Genomic DNA, 14,895 nt, shown 5'->3' with positions numbered 1-14,895 from the left:
AAACGAGAAACCGACATGCTCGATTCCAAACTGTTACGTAGCAACCTTCAGGACGTAGCGGACCGCCTGGCATCCCGTGGCTACACGCTGGATGTTGCGCGCATCGAAGCGCTGGAAGAACAGCGCAAGACCGTCCAGACCCGCACCGAAGCACTGCAGGCTGAGCGTAATGCCCGTTCCAAATCCATCGGTCAGGCCAAGCAGCGCGGCGAAGACATCGCGCCACTGATGGCCGACGTCGAGCGCATGGCCAACGAATTGAGCGCCGGTAAAGTCGAACTGGACGCGATCCAGACCGATCTGGATTCGATCCTGCTGGGCATCCCGAACCTGCCGCACGAATCGGTGCCGATTGGCGAAGACGAAGACGGCAACGTTGAAGTCCGTCGCTGGGGCACCCCGACCAAGTTCGATTTCCCGGTTCAGGACCACGTGGCCCTGGGCGAGAAATTCGGCTGGCTGGACTTCGAAACCGCCGCCAAGCTGTCTGGCGCACGATTCGCTCTGTTGCGCGGCCCGATTGCCCGTCTGCACCGTGCACTGGCGCAGTTCATGATCAACCTGCACGTTACCGAGCACGGCTACGAAGAGGCTTACACGCCTTATCTGGTCCAGGCCCCGGCGCTGCAAGGCACCGGTCAACTGCCGAAGTTCGAAGAAGACCTGTTCAAGATCGCTCGCGAAGGCGAAGCCGATCTGTACCTGATCCCGACCGCCGAAGTGTCGCTGACCAACATCGTCGCCGGCGAAATCGTCGATTCGAAACTGTTGCCGATCAAGTTCGTGGCCCACACGCCATGCTTCCGTAGCGAGGCCGGTGCGTCGGGTCGTGACACCCGCGGGATGATCCGTCAGCACCAGTTCGACAAGGTTGAAATGGTCCAGATTGTTGAGCCGTCGACCTCGATGGAAGCGTTGGAAGGCCTGACCGCCAACGCCGAGAAAGTCCTGCAACTGCTGGAACTGCCTTACCGTACCCTGGCGCTGTGCACCGGCGACATGGGTTTCAGCGCGGTCAAGACGTACGACCTGGAAGTGTGGATTCCGAGCCAGGACAAGTACCGCGAGATTTCGTCGTGCTCCAACTGCGGCGATTTCCAGGCCCGTCGCATGCAAGCGCGTTTCCGCAACCCGGAAACCGGCAAGCCTGAACTGGTTCACACCCTCAACGGCTCCGGCCTGGCGGTCGGTCGTACCTTGGTAGCCGTGCTGGAGAACTATCAGCAGGCCGACGGTTCGATCCGCGTGCCTGACGTGCTGAAGCCGTACATGGGTGGCCTTGAGGTCATCGGCTAAATGAACTATCTGCCGCTGTTTCACAACCTGCGCGGCAGTCGTGTGTTGGTTGTCGGTGGGGGGGAGATTGCCTTGCGCAAATCCCGTCTGCTGGCCGATGCCGGTGCGCTGCTGCGGGTGGTTGCACCTGAAATCGAACCGCAACTGCGCGAACTGGTGGCCGGCAGCGGTGGCGATTGCCTGTTACGCGGTTATGTCGAGTCGGATCTGGACGGTTGCGGGCTGATCATTGCCGCCACCGACGACGAGCCGTTGAACGCGCAAGTGTCCGCCGATGCCCATCGGCGGTGTGTGCCGGTCAACGTCGTGGACGCGCCGGCCCTGTGCAGCGTGATCTTTCCGGCGATTGTCGATCGTTCGCCCTTGATTATCGCGGTGTCCAGCGGCGGCGATGCGCCGGTGCTGGCACGGTTGATTCGCGCCAAGATCGAGACCTGGATTCCTTCGACCTATGGCCAACTGGCGGGCCTGGCGGCGCGATTCCGTCATCAGGTCAAAGGCCTGTTCCCGGATGTGCAGCAGCGTCGCGGATTCTGGGAAGACGTCTTTCAAGGCCCGATTGCTGACCGGCAACTGGCCGGGCAGGGCGCCGAAGCCGAGCGTCTGTTGCAGGCGAAAATCGACGGTGAAGCAGATGTCACGACCGGCGAGGTGTACCTGGTCGGGGCGGGGCCGGGTGATCCCGACCTGCTGACGTTCCGTGCCTTGCGCCTGATGCAGCAAGCCGACGTGGTGCTATACGACCGTTTGGTGGCCCCGGCGATTCTGGAATTGTGCCGTCGTGATGCCGAGCGTGTTTACGTCGGCAAGCGCCGCGCCGATCACGCCGTGCCGCAGGATCAGATCAACCAGCAATTGGTCGATTTGGCCAAGGCAGGCAAGCGCGTGGTGCGATTGAAGGGCGGTGATCCGTTCATCTTCGGTCGCGGCGGTGAAGAGATCGAAGAACTGGCGGCCCACGGCATCCCGTTCCAGGTGGTGCCGGGTATTACGGCAGCCAGCGGTTGCGCGGCGTATGCCGGGATTCCTCTGACCCATCGTGATTACGCGCAATCGGTACGGTTTGTCACCGGGCATTTGAAGGACGGCTCCTCCGATCTGCCATGGGCCGACCTCGTCGCGCCGGCGCAGACGCTGGTGTTCTATATGGGCCTGGTGGGCTTGCCGATCATCTGCGAGCAGTTGATCAAGCACGGTCGCGGGGCGGATACCCCGGCGGCGTTGATTCAGCAGGGCACCACGGTCAATCAGCGGGTGTTTACTGGCACGTTGGCGGATCTGCCACGGTTGGTGGCGGAGCATGAAGTGCATGCGCCGACGTTAGTGATTGTCGGGGAAGTGGTGAAGCTGCGCGAGAAACTGGCGTGGTTTGAAGGGGCTCAGGCGCAAGTCTAGAGACCGAGTCGCCTTCTTCGCGAGCAAGCCCGCTCCCACATTCGACCGAGTTCTAACTGAAGAATACGGTTAAATGTGGGAGCTGGCTTGCTCGCGAAGGGGCCTTCAAAATCAATGCAGAATTCCGATCAAGCCTGATTCCTGCGCCAAACCCCTTTCCCATCCAGCCGCGCCCGATCATGCGCCACGGTGAAGTCCTGCTCCGGCCCTTTCGGCACAATCCCGGTCGGGTTGATGGTCTTGTGACTGCCATAGTAGTGATGCTTGATGTGCTCAAAACTCACCGTCTCGGCAATCCCCGGCCACTGATAAATCTCCCGCAGCCAGTTCGACAGGTTCGGATAATTGGCAATTCGCCGCAGGTTGCACTTGAAGTGCCCGTGGTACACCGCGTCAAAACGAATCAGCGTGGTGAACAGCCGAATATCCGCTTCGGTCAGGTATTCGCCGGTCAGGTAACGATTGGCGCTCAACAGCTTCTCCAGTCGATCCAGTTCTTCAAACAAACCATCGAACGCTTCTTCATAAGCATGCTGTGACGTCGCAAACCCGGCGCGGTACACGCCGTTGTTCACCGCCGGGTAAATCCGCTCATTCAACGCATCGATCTCACCCCGCAGTGGCTCAGGATAGAAATCCAGGTCATTGCCGGTCAGATCGTCGAATGCGCTATTGAACATGCGGATGATCTCCGCCGATTCGTTATTGACGATACGGTTCTGCTGCTTGTCCCACAGCACCGGCACTGTGACGCGGCCGGTGTAGTTGGCGGTGTCGGCGGTGTAGCGCTGGTGCATGAAGTCGAGGTGATCGAGCTTGTCGCCGGTGGAGCCCAGGCTCTGGTCGAAAGTCCAGCCGTTTTCCAGCATCAGCCAGCTGACCACCGACACGTCGATCAAGCTGTCGAGGCCTTTGAGTTTGCGCAGGATCAATGTGCGGTGAGCCCACGGACAGGCGAGGGACACGTAGAGGTGATAGCGGCCGGCTTTGGCGGCAAAGCCACCGACACCGGTCAGGCCCGGCTTGCCGTCGGGGGTTACCCAGTTGCGGCGCTGCGCCTGTTCACGCTGGAACGTGCCGTCTTTGCCGCTTTCGTACCACTGGTCCTGCCAGCGGCCTTCGACTAATAAACCCATGATCAAGACTCCTCAAACCCAGTAAATCGTTGGAGAGGAGTCTATGCCCATGAGTTCGAACAAATAGCGCAAAGGTTGGGCAGTTATGATCGGTTAAATCGATCTGTTGCGAGCATCCCAATATTGCTGGGCCGTTTCGAACGCCTGATCACGGGATTGGCCGAGCCCGCGCAACGCCAGGGCCATGGTCGAAATCAGGGCCATTTGCGGGTAGCTGTCGACTACGTCACCGCGCCACACGGCCTTCATATGCTCAGGGTCGAGCGCGGCGGGTTTGACGTGACGCTGGGCCGACAGTTGCGGCCACTCTTCGTCCCAGCTTTCACCACCGGTGGTGCCGTACAAATGGCTGTCGGCGTCCGGGTTGATCTCGATCTCGCCGCCGTCGCCCTTCACCACAATCGCCGTGTCGCCCAGCAAGCCGCTGGCATCGCGGTGCACCGCCTGGTAGCCGGGGTGGAAAATACTTTGCAGGCCGCAACGCGCGCCCAATGGATTGAGGATGCGCGTCAGGGAATGGATCGGCGAGCGCAGGCCCAGGGTATTGCGCAGGTCGATCATGCGCTGCAGTTGCGGTGCCCAATCCACCAGCGGCATGAATGCCAGGCCGCCGTTATCCAGTGCCGCACCCACCTGTTGCCAATTGCGGCACAGTGGAATGTTCAGTCCTTCCAGCAGTTGTTCGCTGTAAAGCCGCCCGGCCGTGTGCGCGCCGGCGCCATGCATGAAAATGCGCACGCCGTTCTGCGCCAGGCACTTGGCCGCGAGCAGGTACCACGGCAGATGACGTTTCTTGCCAGCATAGGTCGGCCAGTCGAGATCGACGTTCAAGGCGGGCGCCTGCAAACGTTCCCGCAAGGCTTCGGTAAAGCCAGCCATTTCCTCGGCGCTTTCTTCCTTGTGCCGCAGCAACATCAGAAACGCGCCGAGCTGGGTGTCTTCGACCTTGTCGTCGAGCACCATGCCCATGGCGATACGGGCTTCTTCACGCGTCAGGTCGCGGGCGCCGCGTTTGCCTTTGCCGAGGATTCGCACGAACTGGGCGAACGGGTGTTCGGCGGGTGTTTCGAGGGTCAGCGCTGGGAAGTCGGTCATAAGCAATTCGTCGGTTTGGGCAGGCCCGCCAGTTTCGCGGCGAGTTTGGCAGGGGTGCCTTTGAACAGTCGGTTCAGGTGCAGGCTGTTGCCTTTTTCCGGGCCGAGCTTCAACGCGGTGTATTTGATCAACGGGCGGGTGGCCGGCGACAGCTGGAATTCTTCGTAGAAACGGCGCAGTAGTTCGAGGATTTCCCAATGTTCAGGGCTCAACTCGATGTCTTCGGCAGCGGCGAGGGCGCTGGCCACCTCAGCAGACCAGTCGCTCAGTTCGACCAGGAACCCGTCCTTGTCCAACGCGATGGCGCGAGCGCCGACTGTCAGGGAATTCATAGCCAGCTGTTGACCTTGTCGTAGTGAATCGACAGCTCTACGAACGCCGGGTAATCGATGGCCTTGGCCCAGTCTGGCGTTTCAATGGACCGGGCTTGAATGTCCTCGGCCAGTACGAACAGGTTCAGGCCACGAGTGTTCAGCGCGCTGAAAGGTGCGGTGTCCGGTTGCAAGGCATAGGCCGCGTCGCCGGTCAGCAGCAGCGCATCGTTGACGCCGATCACGCGCAGGCAACTGCTCAGGCGATCGTCGCCGAACGGGGAATGAGACAACACATGCAAAGTCGACATCAGAGGGTGATCACCTGGTCGTAACGGTCTATAAGGGCGGTGATGTCGTGGGCGGTCAGCGCCTGGGCTTCTTCCAGCGAAAAAGCGCAAGGATCGAGCCCACGTTCTGCGGCACTGTCAGCGCAGACGAACAGCTCCTCGACACCAAACATCGGCAAGGCTTGCAGGTTCGCGCTCAGGTCTTTTTGTTGCAGTGCCTTGGCGTCCTGCTTCGCGGCGAGTTGAAACACCCCGTCATCGAGAAACAGCAGGCCGATCGGCAGGTCGAAGGCGCCGCCGGCGAGCACGATGTCCAGTGCTTCGCGGGCATTCGGCCCGGACCATGGCGCCTGACGGCTGATAATCAGCAGGGATTTAGGCATCTCACGCGCCTCCGAAACAGATCAAGCGGTCCGCGTCTTGCACCGCGTCATGCAACTGGCCGAGGCCAGACAGTTCCCACGGCGCGCCCACGGCAACGGCGTCACGCTGATAACGCCCGGCTTCTTCCTCGTTCAACACGCCACGGCGCAGGGCGGCGGCGATACACACCACGCCGTCCAATTGATGCTCGCTGACAAACGCGCGCCATTGCTTGGGCAGGTCCAGTTCATCTTGCGGGGTGACCACGCTGGCGGACGCGTTGTAGACGCCGTCCTGATAGAAAAACAGCCGGACAATCTCATGCCCACCGGCCAACGCAGCCTGGGCAAACAACAGGGCGCGGCGCGAGGAGGGCGCATGGGCGGCGGAAAACAGCGCGATGGCGAACTTCATGACGGACTCGATCAGCGAAACTGCGGCCATGATAAAGCTTTATCGGCGGGGCGGCGAAGGGCGTTTTCGCTCTGGGCCGAGTTGCGGCCTTCGCGAGCAAGCCCGCTCCCACATTAGATTTCTGTCGATCACAAAATCATGATTGATCGCAAATCGAATGTGGGAGCGGGCTTGCTCGCGAAGGCGGCCTGTCAGGCAACACCAGATTCAGCGAGGCATATACCCCAACTGCCACCGCCGCGGAATCTTCAACGACACCACCCCCACCACCCCCGCCAGCAGCCCACTGGCAAACAACGCCTGAAGCCCCAAATGATGTTCCAGCACCGCCCCAAGGACCGCCCCGGCGAACATCCCGGTCCAGGGGATCAATTGCACCCTCCAGCCATTGCGCCGCTCGCCGAGCATCCAGCGCCCCAACCCGCGTCCGAAGCGTGACAGGGCGCCCGTGACATAGGTCAGGCCCACCGGTAGGCCGTTCACTTCCTCGACCGCGGCATTGAGCATGCCCATGGCAATGATCGCCGCCAGCAGCGCGGGCAATTGTTCGTCGTAAGGCCAGATGGCAGCCCCGCACAGCAGCGCGGCGATGGTCAGCATCAAGGGCAGCGCCCGTCGCCCGCCGAGGCGGCTGACGATAATGCCCAAGGCGTTGCCGACGATGAACGTGGCCACGAGCAGCAGCAAACGCCCGGTCAGCCCCAGATCGCCGACGCTGATGGCGACGGCGAGGCGCGTGGTGTTGCCGCTCATAAACGAGACGAAATCGCCGCTGGCCATGAAGCCGATGGCGTCGGTCATGCCGGCAAGAACCGAGAGCATGGCCACCAGTGTCATGCCGATGCGCCCGCGCCACTTTTGCGTGTGCAGGTGGCCGGGACTGGCGTGGGTTGAGGCGGCGGAAGGCAGCATCTGTGCGGGCATCCTTGTGCAGGGGTTACGGTTCTATCCCGTATAACTCGCAATAGTCCAGCCAGTCCATGCCGGCCATCTCTGCGACTTCCTTGTGCACTTCCCGGCGTTGGGCCTGATAGTCCTCCGCCGTGAGCGCAGTCAGTTGCAGCGTCAGTTCCCAGGCAAACAGCCCCAAGCGCTCGGCCTCGGCTTCGAAGGCTTCGTGCAGTCGCTCGTCGCGGTACTGCGCGGCAGTCTCGCCTTTGGCCTGGGCCAGCAGCGGGTTGAGGTTGTCGAGTTCGTGGCGCAGTTCAGGGCGCTCGTCGAGAAACTTCTTCAGCGCCTGCTCGTGTTGCTGTTCGGTTGCCGCCATGGTCGCTCCTTGATTACGGGTTACGAAGATTGTTTCTTGCTGGCCTTGGCCGCGGCGGCCAGGCATTCGAGGGCGAACTGCTCGGTATAGGTCATCTTGATCGGCGTGGTCTCGCCTTTGACGGTACGTTCGCCGTCGAGGATGTAACGAATGCGCTTGTCGGTGACGCCGATGCGCTTGGCAATCCAGGACGGCGTCTGGCCAATCTGGCTGATCAGTTTGTCGGCGTATTCAGGGGTTGGTTTGTAGAATTCGGCGTTGGGTGTCATGGGGTCTCCAGAAAAAGGCGGTGTTTATGGCGCGACAGGGTGCGCGAATCGTTACGCGGTGTCGCGGTATAAATGCAGTAAAGCAGAACGAAACGCCGCGCCACGGTGATACAGTCCGCTTTTTCTTGATGAGCGAACGTAATGCGAATTCTGATGGTGGCGCTGGCCGTAACGTTGCTGGCGGGATGCGCGGGCTCGGTGATGGACGATGCTCGCACCAAGGCCCCGTACAAAACCCTGAACTCGAACAAGCCGGAAATGGTTGTGGCCCAGTGCGTGCAGTTTTCCTGGCAGGACGAGGCAGTGTTTGGCGTCGATGCCGGCGCGTATTTGCAGCCGGGCAAGAAGGGCGGTTCGACCGTTTACACGCGATCGGCGGAATCCTTTATCGACGTGACCACCGATGCGTCCGGCACCGTGATCAATTACTACGCGCAGCATGATGATTTCGTGGCCAAGCGCCGTTTAGCGGCGTTGGCGACTTGCCTCTGATCCAAGGCTGACGCAATACCCCTGTGGGAGCGGGCCTTTGTGGCGAGGGGGCTTGCCCCCGTTCGGCTGCGAAGCAGTCGTAAATCCAGGCGACTCGGTTGGCTTGAAAAAGTGCAGGGGCCGCTTCGCGACCCAACGGGGGCAAGCCCCCTCGCCACAAAGGCTCACTCCAGGGTTGTGTGTTGATCAGTTGATCAGGCGCTTCTGGAAGAAATGGCGTTTGTGGCCCGGCGGGTAGTCGGCAATCTGGCCCAGTTCGCTGTAACCGAGCCGTTTGTAAAACTCCGGCGCCTGAAAGTCGAAGGTGTCCAGCCAGATCCCCACGCATTCCTTTTCTCGCGCCAGGTCTTCGGCCATCTGCATCAGCTTCGAGCCCAAACCCTGTCCCCGGGCTTGTTCGGGCACCGACAGCAACTCGATAAACAACCACTGGTAAAAGAACCGGCCATACAACCCGCCGAGAATCTCGCCTTTGTCGTCGCGCACCAGCAACGCCAGCGGTTGCGGATTGCCCGGGCCAGCCTGCGCGGCGTTGTAGGCGCGCAACGGCGTGAGAATCGCCTCGCGTTCTTCGTCCGTGGGGTTTTGCGATTTTTCGATTCGCAGGGTCATGAGCGACATCCTTATGGCAATGAACCGGCAGCCTAGCGTGCTCGCGGCAATTGTGGAACCGTCGCCCTCGCGCGGATGTCTAGCCTAAAGAGCGTCATTTCAGAACGCGGCCAATGAATGAGGACACCCCGTGAATATTTTCGAAGCCTTGCGTGAGAGTCACGAGCGTCAACGCAGCTATGCCGATGCGCTGATCAAAACCAGTGGCGACACCCCGGAGCGGGTCGAGGCTTACAAACAGCTCAAGTCCGAGCTCCAGGCCCACGAAACCGCCGAGGAGCGCCATTTCTACATTCCGCTGATGGAGTTCGACAACGGCGTCGACCTGAGCCGCCACGCCATCGCCGAGCACCACGAAATGGACGAAATGATGGAGGAACTGGACGAGACCGAGATGTCCAGCCCGGCGTGGCTGGCGACCGCGAAGAAGCTGGCCGAGAAGGTCCATCACCACCTGAAAGAGGAAGAGCAGAAGTTCTTCCAGATGGCCGGCAAACTGCTCGATGACAAGCAGAAAGAAACCCTCGCCGGCCAGTACGAAAAAGAATACAAGGCGCAGCTGTCCTGAAGCGTTCCGAGCCTTATTGTGGCGAGGGAGCTTGCTCCCGCTGGGGCGCGAAGCGGCCCTCCACTTCACCCAAAAAGAAGGGGACTGCTGCGCAGTCCAACGGGAGCAAGCTCCCTCGCCACAGGTTTCCGTTTTCCGCGAGATTTTCTTAGGTGGACAGGATTGCCAGGGATGCAGGGCTTTTCCGTTTTCGCCTACCATGGGCGCCTCTCACGAAAAAGGATGCGGTGCCATGGTGAACACAGCCGAACGGGTCAACATAATCGAATCCCAGGTGTTGTCCCACGACTGGTACCTGCTGAAGAAAATCACTTTCGACTATCAGCGCAACAACGGTGACTGGCAACGTCAGACCCGCGAGGTCTACGACCGGGGCAACGGCGCGGCGATTCTGTTGTTCAACCGCGAGAAGCGCACTGTGGTGCTGACCCGCCAGTTCCGCTTGCCGGTGTTCGTTAACGGCCATGACGGTTTGTTGATTGAAGTGGCCGCCGGGTTGCTCGAAGGGGCGGCGCCGGAAGAGCGCATCCGCGCCGAAGCCGAGGAAGAAACCGGCTACCGCGTGCACCACGTACAGAAAGTTTTCGAGTCCTACATGAGCCCCGGCTCGGTCACTGAAAAGCTGCACTTTTTTATTGCCGAGTACGACGCCGCGGCGAAAGTCAGCGATGGCGGCGGGCTGGAGGAAGAGACCGAAGAACTGGAAGTGCTGGAGTGGGCCTTCGACGAGGCACTTGAAGCGTTTTATCGCGGAGAGATCTGCGACGCCAAAACCATCATGCTGTTGCAATACGCGGCGATGAAAAACATTTTCACCGCGGCCTGAGAGTTGACACCTGAACCCTGTGGCGAGCGAGCTTGCTCGCGCTGGGCTGCGAAGCGGCCCCCAAAACATTGGCATCGTCGAAGATTTGTGCCAGCGCTGCGCACTGGAGCGGGAGCAAGCTCCCTCGCCACCACGTTCGGGTTAGTCAGCTCAGAACAAGTCGCCCGTTCTGCTGGTCCCTGACCACTCGCACCCTTCAAGCGTCAGCAACCGTTCTTTCGCCTCCAGCCCGCCGGCAAACCCGGTGAGCTTGCCCGAGGCGCCGATCACCCGATGGCAAGGTGCAACAATCGAGATCGGGTTCTTGCCATTCGCTGCGCCCACCGCCCGAACCGCGCTCGGGTTGCCGATCTGCTCGGCAATCTGGCTGTAGCTGCGCGTCTCGCCGAACGGGATGGTCAGCAGGGCCTGCCACACCTTCTTCTGAAAATCCGTGCCGGCAAAATCCAGCTCCAGATCGAAGCGGTTTCGGGTGCCGGCAAAGTATTCCTGCAACTGCTGAACGGCGCGCGCCAGGATCGGGTTGTCCGGCGCTTCGTGCATCGGGCCCAGTCGCACCCGGTTCGGTTTGTCGTTTTCCCAGAGGATGGCCGCCAGTCTTGCCTCTTTCGCCACCAGCTTCAGTTCGCCGACCGGAGACGCCAGGGTGGTGAAGGTGTAGGTCATGCTGGCGGACTCCGCAGAAGGGCTGAACAGAGGCTCAGCATACCGCCTCGACGGGGAGGCGCAATGTGTAATCCCAGCCATACTGCCTTCTGTTCTTGAAACGTTTTCTCTGCTTTTTTCAGACCCTAAAAACAAAAAGAGACCGACTCATGAAGTACGAATCTTTTGCCAAATCGCTCATCGCGACGTCATTGGCACTTAGCTGTCTCACTGCCCATGCCGCCTCCGTAGCCCCCGTCGCCGCCGAAAACGGCATGGTGGTCACGGCCCAGCATCTGGCCTCCCAGGTGGGGGTCGACGTACTCAAAAACGGCGGCAACGCCGTGGATGCCGGCGTCGCGGTGGCTTACGCGCTGGCGGTGGTCTATCCCGCAGCGGGCAACCTCGGTGGCGGCGGTTTCATGACCATTCAATTGGCGGACGGGCGCAAGACCTTCCTCGATTTCCGTGAAAAAGCCCCGCTGGCCGCCACCGCCAACATGTACCTCGACAAAGAAGGCAATGTCGTCCCCGACCTAAGTACCCGTGGCTACTTGGCCGTCGGCGTGCCAGGCACCGTGTCCGGCATGGAGCTGGCCCTGAGCAAGTACGGCACCAAGCCGCGCAAGGAAGTGATCGCCCCGGCGATCAAACTGGCCGAGGACGGGTTTGCCCTGGAACAGGGCGATGTCGATTTGCTCGACTACGCCACGGACGTGTTCAAGAAAGACATGAAGGACTCCGGCTCGATCTTCCTCAGCAACGGCGAGCCGATGCAAGTCGGGCAAAAACTGGTGCAGAAGGACCTGGCCAAGACCCTGCGGGAAATCTCCGAGAAGGGCGCCGACGGTTTCTATAAAGGCTGGGTCGCTGACGCCATCGTCACCTCCAGCCAGGCCAACAAAGGCATCATCACCCAGGCCGACCTCGACAAATACAAAACCCGCGAACTGGCGCCCATCGAGTGCGATTATGGCGGTTACCACGTGGTCTCGGCACCGCCGCCAAGCTCCGGCGGGGTGGTGATCTGCGAGATCTTGAACATCCTCGACGGTTACCCGATGAAAGACCTGGGGTACCACTCGGCCCAAGGCATGCACTATCAGATCGAAGCGATGCGCCACGCCTATGTGGACCGCAACAGCTACCTCGGCGACCCGGATTTCGTGAAAAACCCGATCGCGCACCTGCTGGACAAAAACTACGCCGCCAAACTGCGCGCCGCGATCCAGCCGCATAAAGCCGGCGTGTCCCGCGACATCAAACCCGGCGTCGCGCCGCATGAGGGCAGCAACACCACGCACTTCTCCATCGTCGACAAATGGGGCAACGCGGTGTCGATGACCTACACCCTCAACGACTGGTTCGGCGCCGGCGTCATGGCCAGTAAAACCGGGGTCATTCTCAACGACGAAATGGACGACTTCACCTCGAAAATCGGCGTACCGAACATGTACGGCCTGGTGCAAGGGGAGGCCAACGCCATCGCACCCGGCAAGGCGCCGCTGTCGTCCATGAGCCCGACCATCGTCACCAAGGACGGCAAGGTCGTGATGGTCGTCGGCACCCCCGGCGGTAGCCGCATCATTACCGCCACCTTGCTGACCATGCTCAACGTGATCGACTACGGCATGAACATCCAGGAAGCGGTGGACGCCCCGCGTTTCCACCAGCAATGGCTGCCGGAAGAGACCAACCTGGAGACCTTCACCACCAGCCCGGACACGGTGAAGATCCTCGAAAGCTGGGGGCATAAGTTTGCCGGGCCACAAGACGCCAACCACGTCGAGGCGATCCTGGTCGGCGCACCATCGCTGGCAGGTAAACCAGTCGGCAAAAACCGCTACTACGGCGCCAACGACCCTCGTCGCAACACCGGGTTGTCACTCGGCTACTAGCGGTTGTGTTTGAAGGGGGACGGATCTATGTTCGTCCCCTGATCCATTGATTTTTCAAGGAACGAATCATGGCCACTGCACTGTTAATCATCGACGTCCAGCAGGCGCTGTGCTCTGGCGAGTACGAGTGCTTTGAGATCAACCGCGTTATTGAAAGCATCAACCACCTCAGCACCCGAGCCCGGATAGCCAAGGTGCCGGTCGTTTTCATACAGCATGAGGAAGAGGGGAGCCCGCAGGCATACGGCACCGACGGCTGGAAACTGGCCAATAATCTGGACACCGAGCCCACGGATCATTACGTACGCAAAACCACCGCGGATTCGTTCTACCAAACCAATCTGGAAAAGCTGCTGCCGAGAGAAGACTTCGAGCGCCTGATCATCTGTGGGCTGCAAACCGACTACTGCGTCAACGCAACCGTGCGCCAGGCACTGAAACTGGGTTACGACGTGGAACTGGCGGCGGACGCGCACTCCACCGTCAACAACGGTAACCTCAGCGCCGAAGACATCATCGCCGAGCACAACGAGATACTGGCGCACCTGACCGGCCCGATGGCCCGGATCGATGTGAAGCCAGCGGCTGAAATCCGCATCTGAAGCCACTGTCAGCCCTGAGGCCTGTACGCTTCAGGCTGCACAGCGCCCGCCAGCGCTCACGTCACAAACATCAACTTCCTCGGCGACCGCGCAACCTCCGGCACCACACCCCCCAACACCAGCCGCGTGATGGTCGCCGCCGCCATCGCGTAATCCTCATCCTGCGGCGTCTGCTGCCCGGTGATGTGCGCCATCTGCCAGCCCAGATTGGTGTAGGTGCGGGTCGCCGACCAGATGAACAGCATTAAATGCTCCGGGTCCACCGGCGCCAACAGTCCGCGATCAATCCAGCTACTCAGGCACTTCACATTGCGTTGCGCCTCGGCATACAGCAGGTCCCGGCACTCCTCGGGCAATTGCCGGGCGCCCAGCAGCAGATCACCACTGAACACCTTGGCAATGTGCGGGAATTGGGCTTCGCAATATACAAAACTATATAGCGTGAGGGCCAGTAATGATGCCGTCGTTTAGCTATTGCGTCTGCGGCACCAACAATGTCGGTGGATACAGCTTTATTAGCCTACCTTTTAGTTGCGGTATGAGAATTTTTTACTGTTACGGGCTGACCGATGCGGCAATTCCTCGGCCGTCCCCGCCTAAGGAGCCAACGGCGTTTTTTACACCCGTACCGATGCCTTGATTAACTCAAAAGGGAAAAACCAATGAAATTGAGTGCACTGAACAAAGCCTTGGCAGTCTCCATGCTGCTGACAGCCGCTAGCCTCACCGCAGTGGCTGCTGAAATCCCGATAGCGTCTGACGTGATAGCGGATCAAGTCGTGACCACCGTTCTGGCTGTTGATCCCGCCAAGCACCAGATCGTTGTCGAAGGACCGCAGGGGCACCCAGTCCACGTTCAACTCACCGACCGCGCCAAAGATCTGAACCACTTGAAACCAGGCGATCAGGTCAACGTTGAAGTCATTCACTCGGTGGCGGCCGACCTGGACACCGACATTCAACAGGGCCTGCCAGAAAATGAAGAAACTGTGGGGGCCGTGCGTGCGACTCAAAGCAACCCGAATCCAGGAGGAGAAGCGTACCGACTGGTTCGCTTGCAATTGAAAATAACCAACATCGACCTGCAGGACAATCAACTGACATTTGAAAATGCAGTGGGGGGTACTAAGGTTGTTGACGTTGTCAGGCCAGAGATTCAGGCGAAATTGAAAAATTTGAAAGTCGGGCAGAGCATTCGTATGACTTATACCGATGTTCTCAAGGTTACTAGCAAGCACTGAGTTCCGGCAGGAGAAGGGATCTTAGGTAGCAGGTGCAGGCGCGAACTGAGTCCAAACCTGCACCACACCGTCCGGATCTATTTTCGTCCCCGGTCCGGCGTCGGAATCTGAACGCCCCAGGGGCTGGCCAAACGATAGAAAAATAGGCCCGCCAGTTTACGGGCTGAATATTCGC

Annotated in this window: 20 protein-coding genes; 8 read left to right on the top strand and 12 right to left on the bottom strand. The window is 60.2% G+C overall.

Features of this window, described 5'->3' with window-relative positions; translation table 11 throughout:
• The first annotated feature begins 15 nt into the window (after positions 1-15).
• Both serS and cysG read left to right on the top strand, forming a co-directional pair.
• On the top strand, positions 16-1,296 hold the full coding sequence (gene serS, locus EAH78_RS12170; RefSeq protein ID WP_140667755.1) for a serine--tRNA ligase: 1,281 nt from the start codon (positions 16-18) through the stop codon (positions 1,294-1,296).
• Positions 1,297-2,691: a siroheme synthase CysG gene (gene cysG, locus EAH78_RS12165; protein WP_140667754.1), complete on the top strand. Its 1,395-nt coding sequence runs from the start codon at positions 1,297-1,299 to the stop codon at positions 2,689-2,691.
• Positions 2,692-2,819: 128 nt separating this feature from the next.
• On the opposite strand, the gene EAH78_RS12160 is transcribed toward cysG, so the two are convergent.
• The 9 genes from EAH78_RS12160 to EAH78_RS12120 form a co-directional block, all read right to left on the bottom strand.
• The gene (locus tag EAH78_RS12160; protein ID WP_140667753.1) at positions 2,820-3,827 is read right to left on the bottom strand and encodes a glutathione S-transferase family protein; all 1,008 of its coding nucleotides are present in this window, start codon (positions 3,825-3,827) and stop codon (positions 2,820-2,822) included.
• A 93-nt stretch (positions 3,828-3,920) separates the two neighbouring features.
• A complete protein-coding gene (locus EAH78_RS12155; RefSeq protein ID WP_140667752.1) occupies positions 3,921-4,922 on the bottom strand; it encodes a glycosyl transferase family protein in 1,002 nt (333 codons plus the stop codon).
• Complete coding sequence (locus EAH78_RS12150) at positions 4,919-5,254, bottom strand: TusE/DsrC/DsvC family sulfur relay protein (RefSeq protein WP_140667751.1); 336 nt, start codon at positions 5,252-5,254, stop codon at positions 4,919-4,921. Before EAH78_RS12150 ends, EAH78_RS12155 begins: the two co-directional genes overlap by 4 nt.
• Complete coding sequence (gene tusB, locus EAH78_RS12145) at positions 5,251-5,544, bottom strand: sulfurtransferase complex subunit TusB (RefSeq protein WP_140667750.1); 294 nt, start codon at positions 5,542-5,544, stop codon at positions 5,251-5,253. The genes EAH78_RS12150 and tusB overlap by 4 nt, the downstream gene beginning before the upstream one ends.
• Positions 5,544-5,906 carry a sulfurtransferase complex subunit TusC gene (gene tusC / locus EAH78_RS12140; protein ID WP_140667749.1) on the bottom strand — a complete coding sequence of 121 codons (363 nt, stop codon included), beginning with the start codon at positions 5,904-5,906 and terminating at the stop codon, positions 5,544-5,546. The genes tusB and tusC overlap by 1 nt, the downstream gene beginning before the upstream one ends.
• Before the next feature lies 1 nt (position 5,907).
• Positions 5,908-6,300 carry a sulfurtransferase complex subunit TusD gene (gene tusD, locus EAH78_RS12135; RefSeq protein ID WP_123432542.1) on the bottom strand — a complete coding sequence of 131 codons (393 nt, stop codon included), beginning with the start codon at positions 6,298-6,300 and terminating at the stop codon, positions 5,908-5,910.
• Between the two features lie 207 nt (positions 6,301-6,507).
• The gene (locus EAH78_RS12130) at positions 6,508-7,212 is read right to left on the bottom strand and encodes a YoaK family protein (RefSeq protein WP_140667748.1); all 705 of its coding nucleotides are present in this window, start codon (positions 7,210-7,212) and stop codon (positions 6,508-6,510) included.
• A gap of 25 nt (positions 7,213-7,237) precedes the next feature.
• Positions 7,238-7,567, bottom strand: a complete 330-nt coding sequence (locus tag EAH78_RS12125; protein WP_140667747.1) for a DUF6388 family protein — start codon at positions 7,565-7,567, stop codon at positions 7,238-7,240.
• Between the two features lie 20 nt (positions 7,568-7,587).
• A complete protein-coding gene (locus tag EAH78_RS12120; RefSeq protein ID WP_027925145.1) occupies positions 7,588-7,836 on the bottom strand; it encodes a hypothetical protein in 249 nt (82 codons plus the stop codon).
• A gap of 141 nt (positions 7,837-7,977) precedes the next feature.
• On the opposite strand from EAH78_RS12120, the gene EAH78_RS12110 reads away from it, so the two are divergent.
• Positions 7,978-8,328, top strand: a complete 351-nt coding sequence (locus EAH78_RS12110; RefSeq protein WP_140667746.1) for a hypothetical protein — start codon at positions 7,978-7,980, stop codon at positions 8,326-8,328.
• A gap of 186 nt (positions 8,329-8,514) precedes the next feature.
• Here the strand turns inward: EAH78_RS12110 and EAH78_RS12105 are convergent, their stop codons facing one another.
• Positions 8,515-8,940: a GNAT family N-acetyltransferase gene (locus EAH78_RS12105; protein WP_140667745.1), complete on the bottom strand. Its 426-nt coding sequence runs from the start codon at positions 8,938-8,940 to the stop codon at positions 8,515-8,517.
• 130 nt (positions 8,941-9,070) lie between these two features.
• On the opposite strand from EAH78_RS12105, the gene EAH78_RS12100 reads away from it, so the two are divergent.
• Together EAH78_RS12100 and EAH78_RS12090 are read left to right on the top strand one after the other, a co-directional pair.
• Complete coding sequence (locus EAH78_RS12100; protein ID WP_140667744.1) at positions 9,071-9,508, top strand: hemerythrin domain-containing protein; 438 nt, start codon at positions 9,071-9,073, stop codon at positions 9,506-9,508.
• Between the two features lie 232 nt (positions 9,509-9,740).
• Positions 9,741-10,334 carry an NUDIX domain-containing protein gene (locus tag EAH78_RS12090; RefSeq protein WP_140667742.1) on the top strand — a complete coding sequence of 198 codons (594 nt, stop codon included), beginning with the start codon at positions 9,741-9,743 and terminating at the stop codon, positions 10,332-10,334.
• 150 nt (positions 10,335-10,484) lie between these two features.
• On the opposite strand, the gene EAH78_RS12085 is transcribed toward EAH78_RS12090, so the two are convergent.
• Positions 10,485-11,000, bottom strand: a complete 516-nt coding sequence (locus EAH78_RS12085) for a methylated-DNA--[protein]-cysteine S-methyltransferase (protein ID WP_140667741.1) — start codon at positions 10,998-11,000, stop codon at positions 10,485-10,487.
• Positions 11,001-11,149: 149 nt separating this feature from the next.
• Between EAH78_RS12085 and ggt the strand changes: the two genes are divergently transcribed.
• Together ggt and EAH78_RS12075 are read left to right on the top strand one after the other, a co-directional pair.
• Complete coding sequence (ggt, locus tag EAH78_RS12080; protein WP_140667740.1) at positions 11,150-12,877, top strand: gamma-glutamyltransferase; 1,728 nt, start codon at positions 11,150-11,152, stop codon at positions 12,875-12,877.
• 68 nt (positions 12,878-12,945) lie between these two features.
• A complete protein-coding gene (locus EAH78_RS12075) occupies positions 12,946-13,479 on the top strand; it encodes a cysteine hydrolase family protein (RefSeq protein WP_140667739.1) in 534 nt (177 codons plus the stop codon).
• A gap of 56 nt (positions 13,480-13,535) precedes the next feature.
• Here the strand turns inward: EAH78_RS12075 and EAH78_RS12070 are convergent, their stop codons facing one another.
• Positions 13,536-13,931, bottom strand: a complete 396-nt coding sequence (locus EAH78_RS12070; RefSeq protein WP_275671713.1) for a TetR family transcriptional regulator C-terminal domain-containing protein — start codon at positions 13,929-13,931, stop codon at positions 13,536-13,538.
• A gap of 210 nt (positions 13,932-14,141) precedes the next feature.
• Here EAH78_RS12070 and EAH78_RS12065 point away from each other — a divergent pair, with 210 nt between their 5' ends.
• A complete protein-coding gene (locus EAH78_RS12065) occupies positions 14,142-14,720 on the top strand; it encodes a hypothetical protein (protein WP_140667738.1) in 579 nt (192 codons plus the stop codon).
• Positions 14,721-14,895: the final 175 nt, after the last annotated feature.

This window comes from Pseudomonas arsenicoxydans (genome assembly GCF_006438915.1).
In the GTDB taxonomy this organism is placed as follows: Bacteria; Pseudomonadota; Gammaproteobacteria; order Pseudomonadales; family Pseudomonadaceae; genus Aquipseudomonas; species Aquipseudomonas arsenicoxydans_A.
The sequence above is the reverse complement of the archived record's forward strand: the minus strand, read 5'-3'. Positions and strand labels throughout refer to the sequence as shown.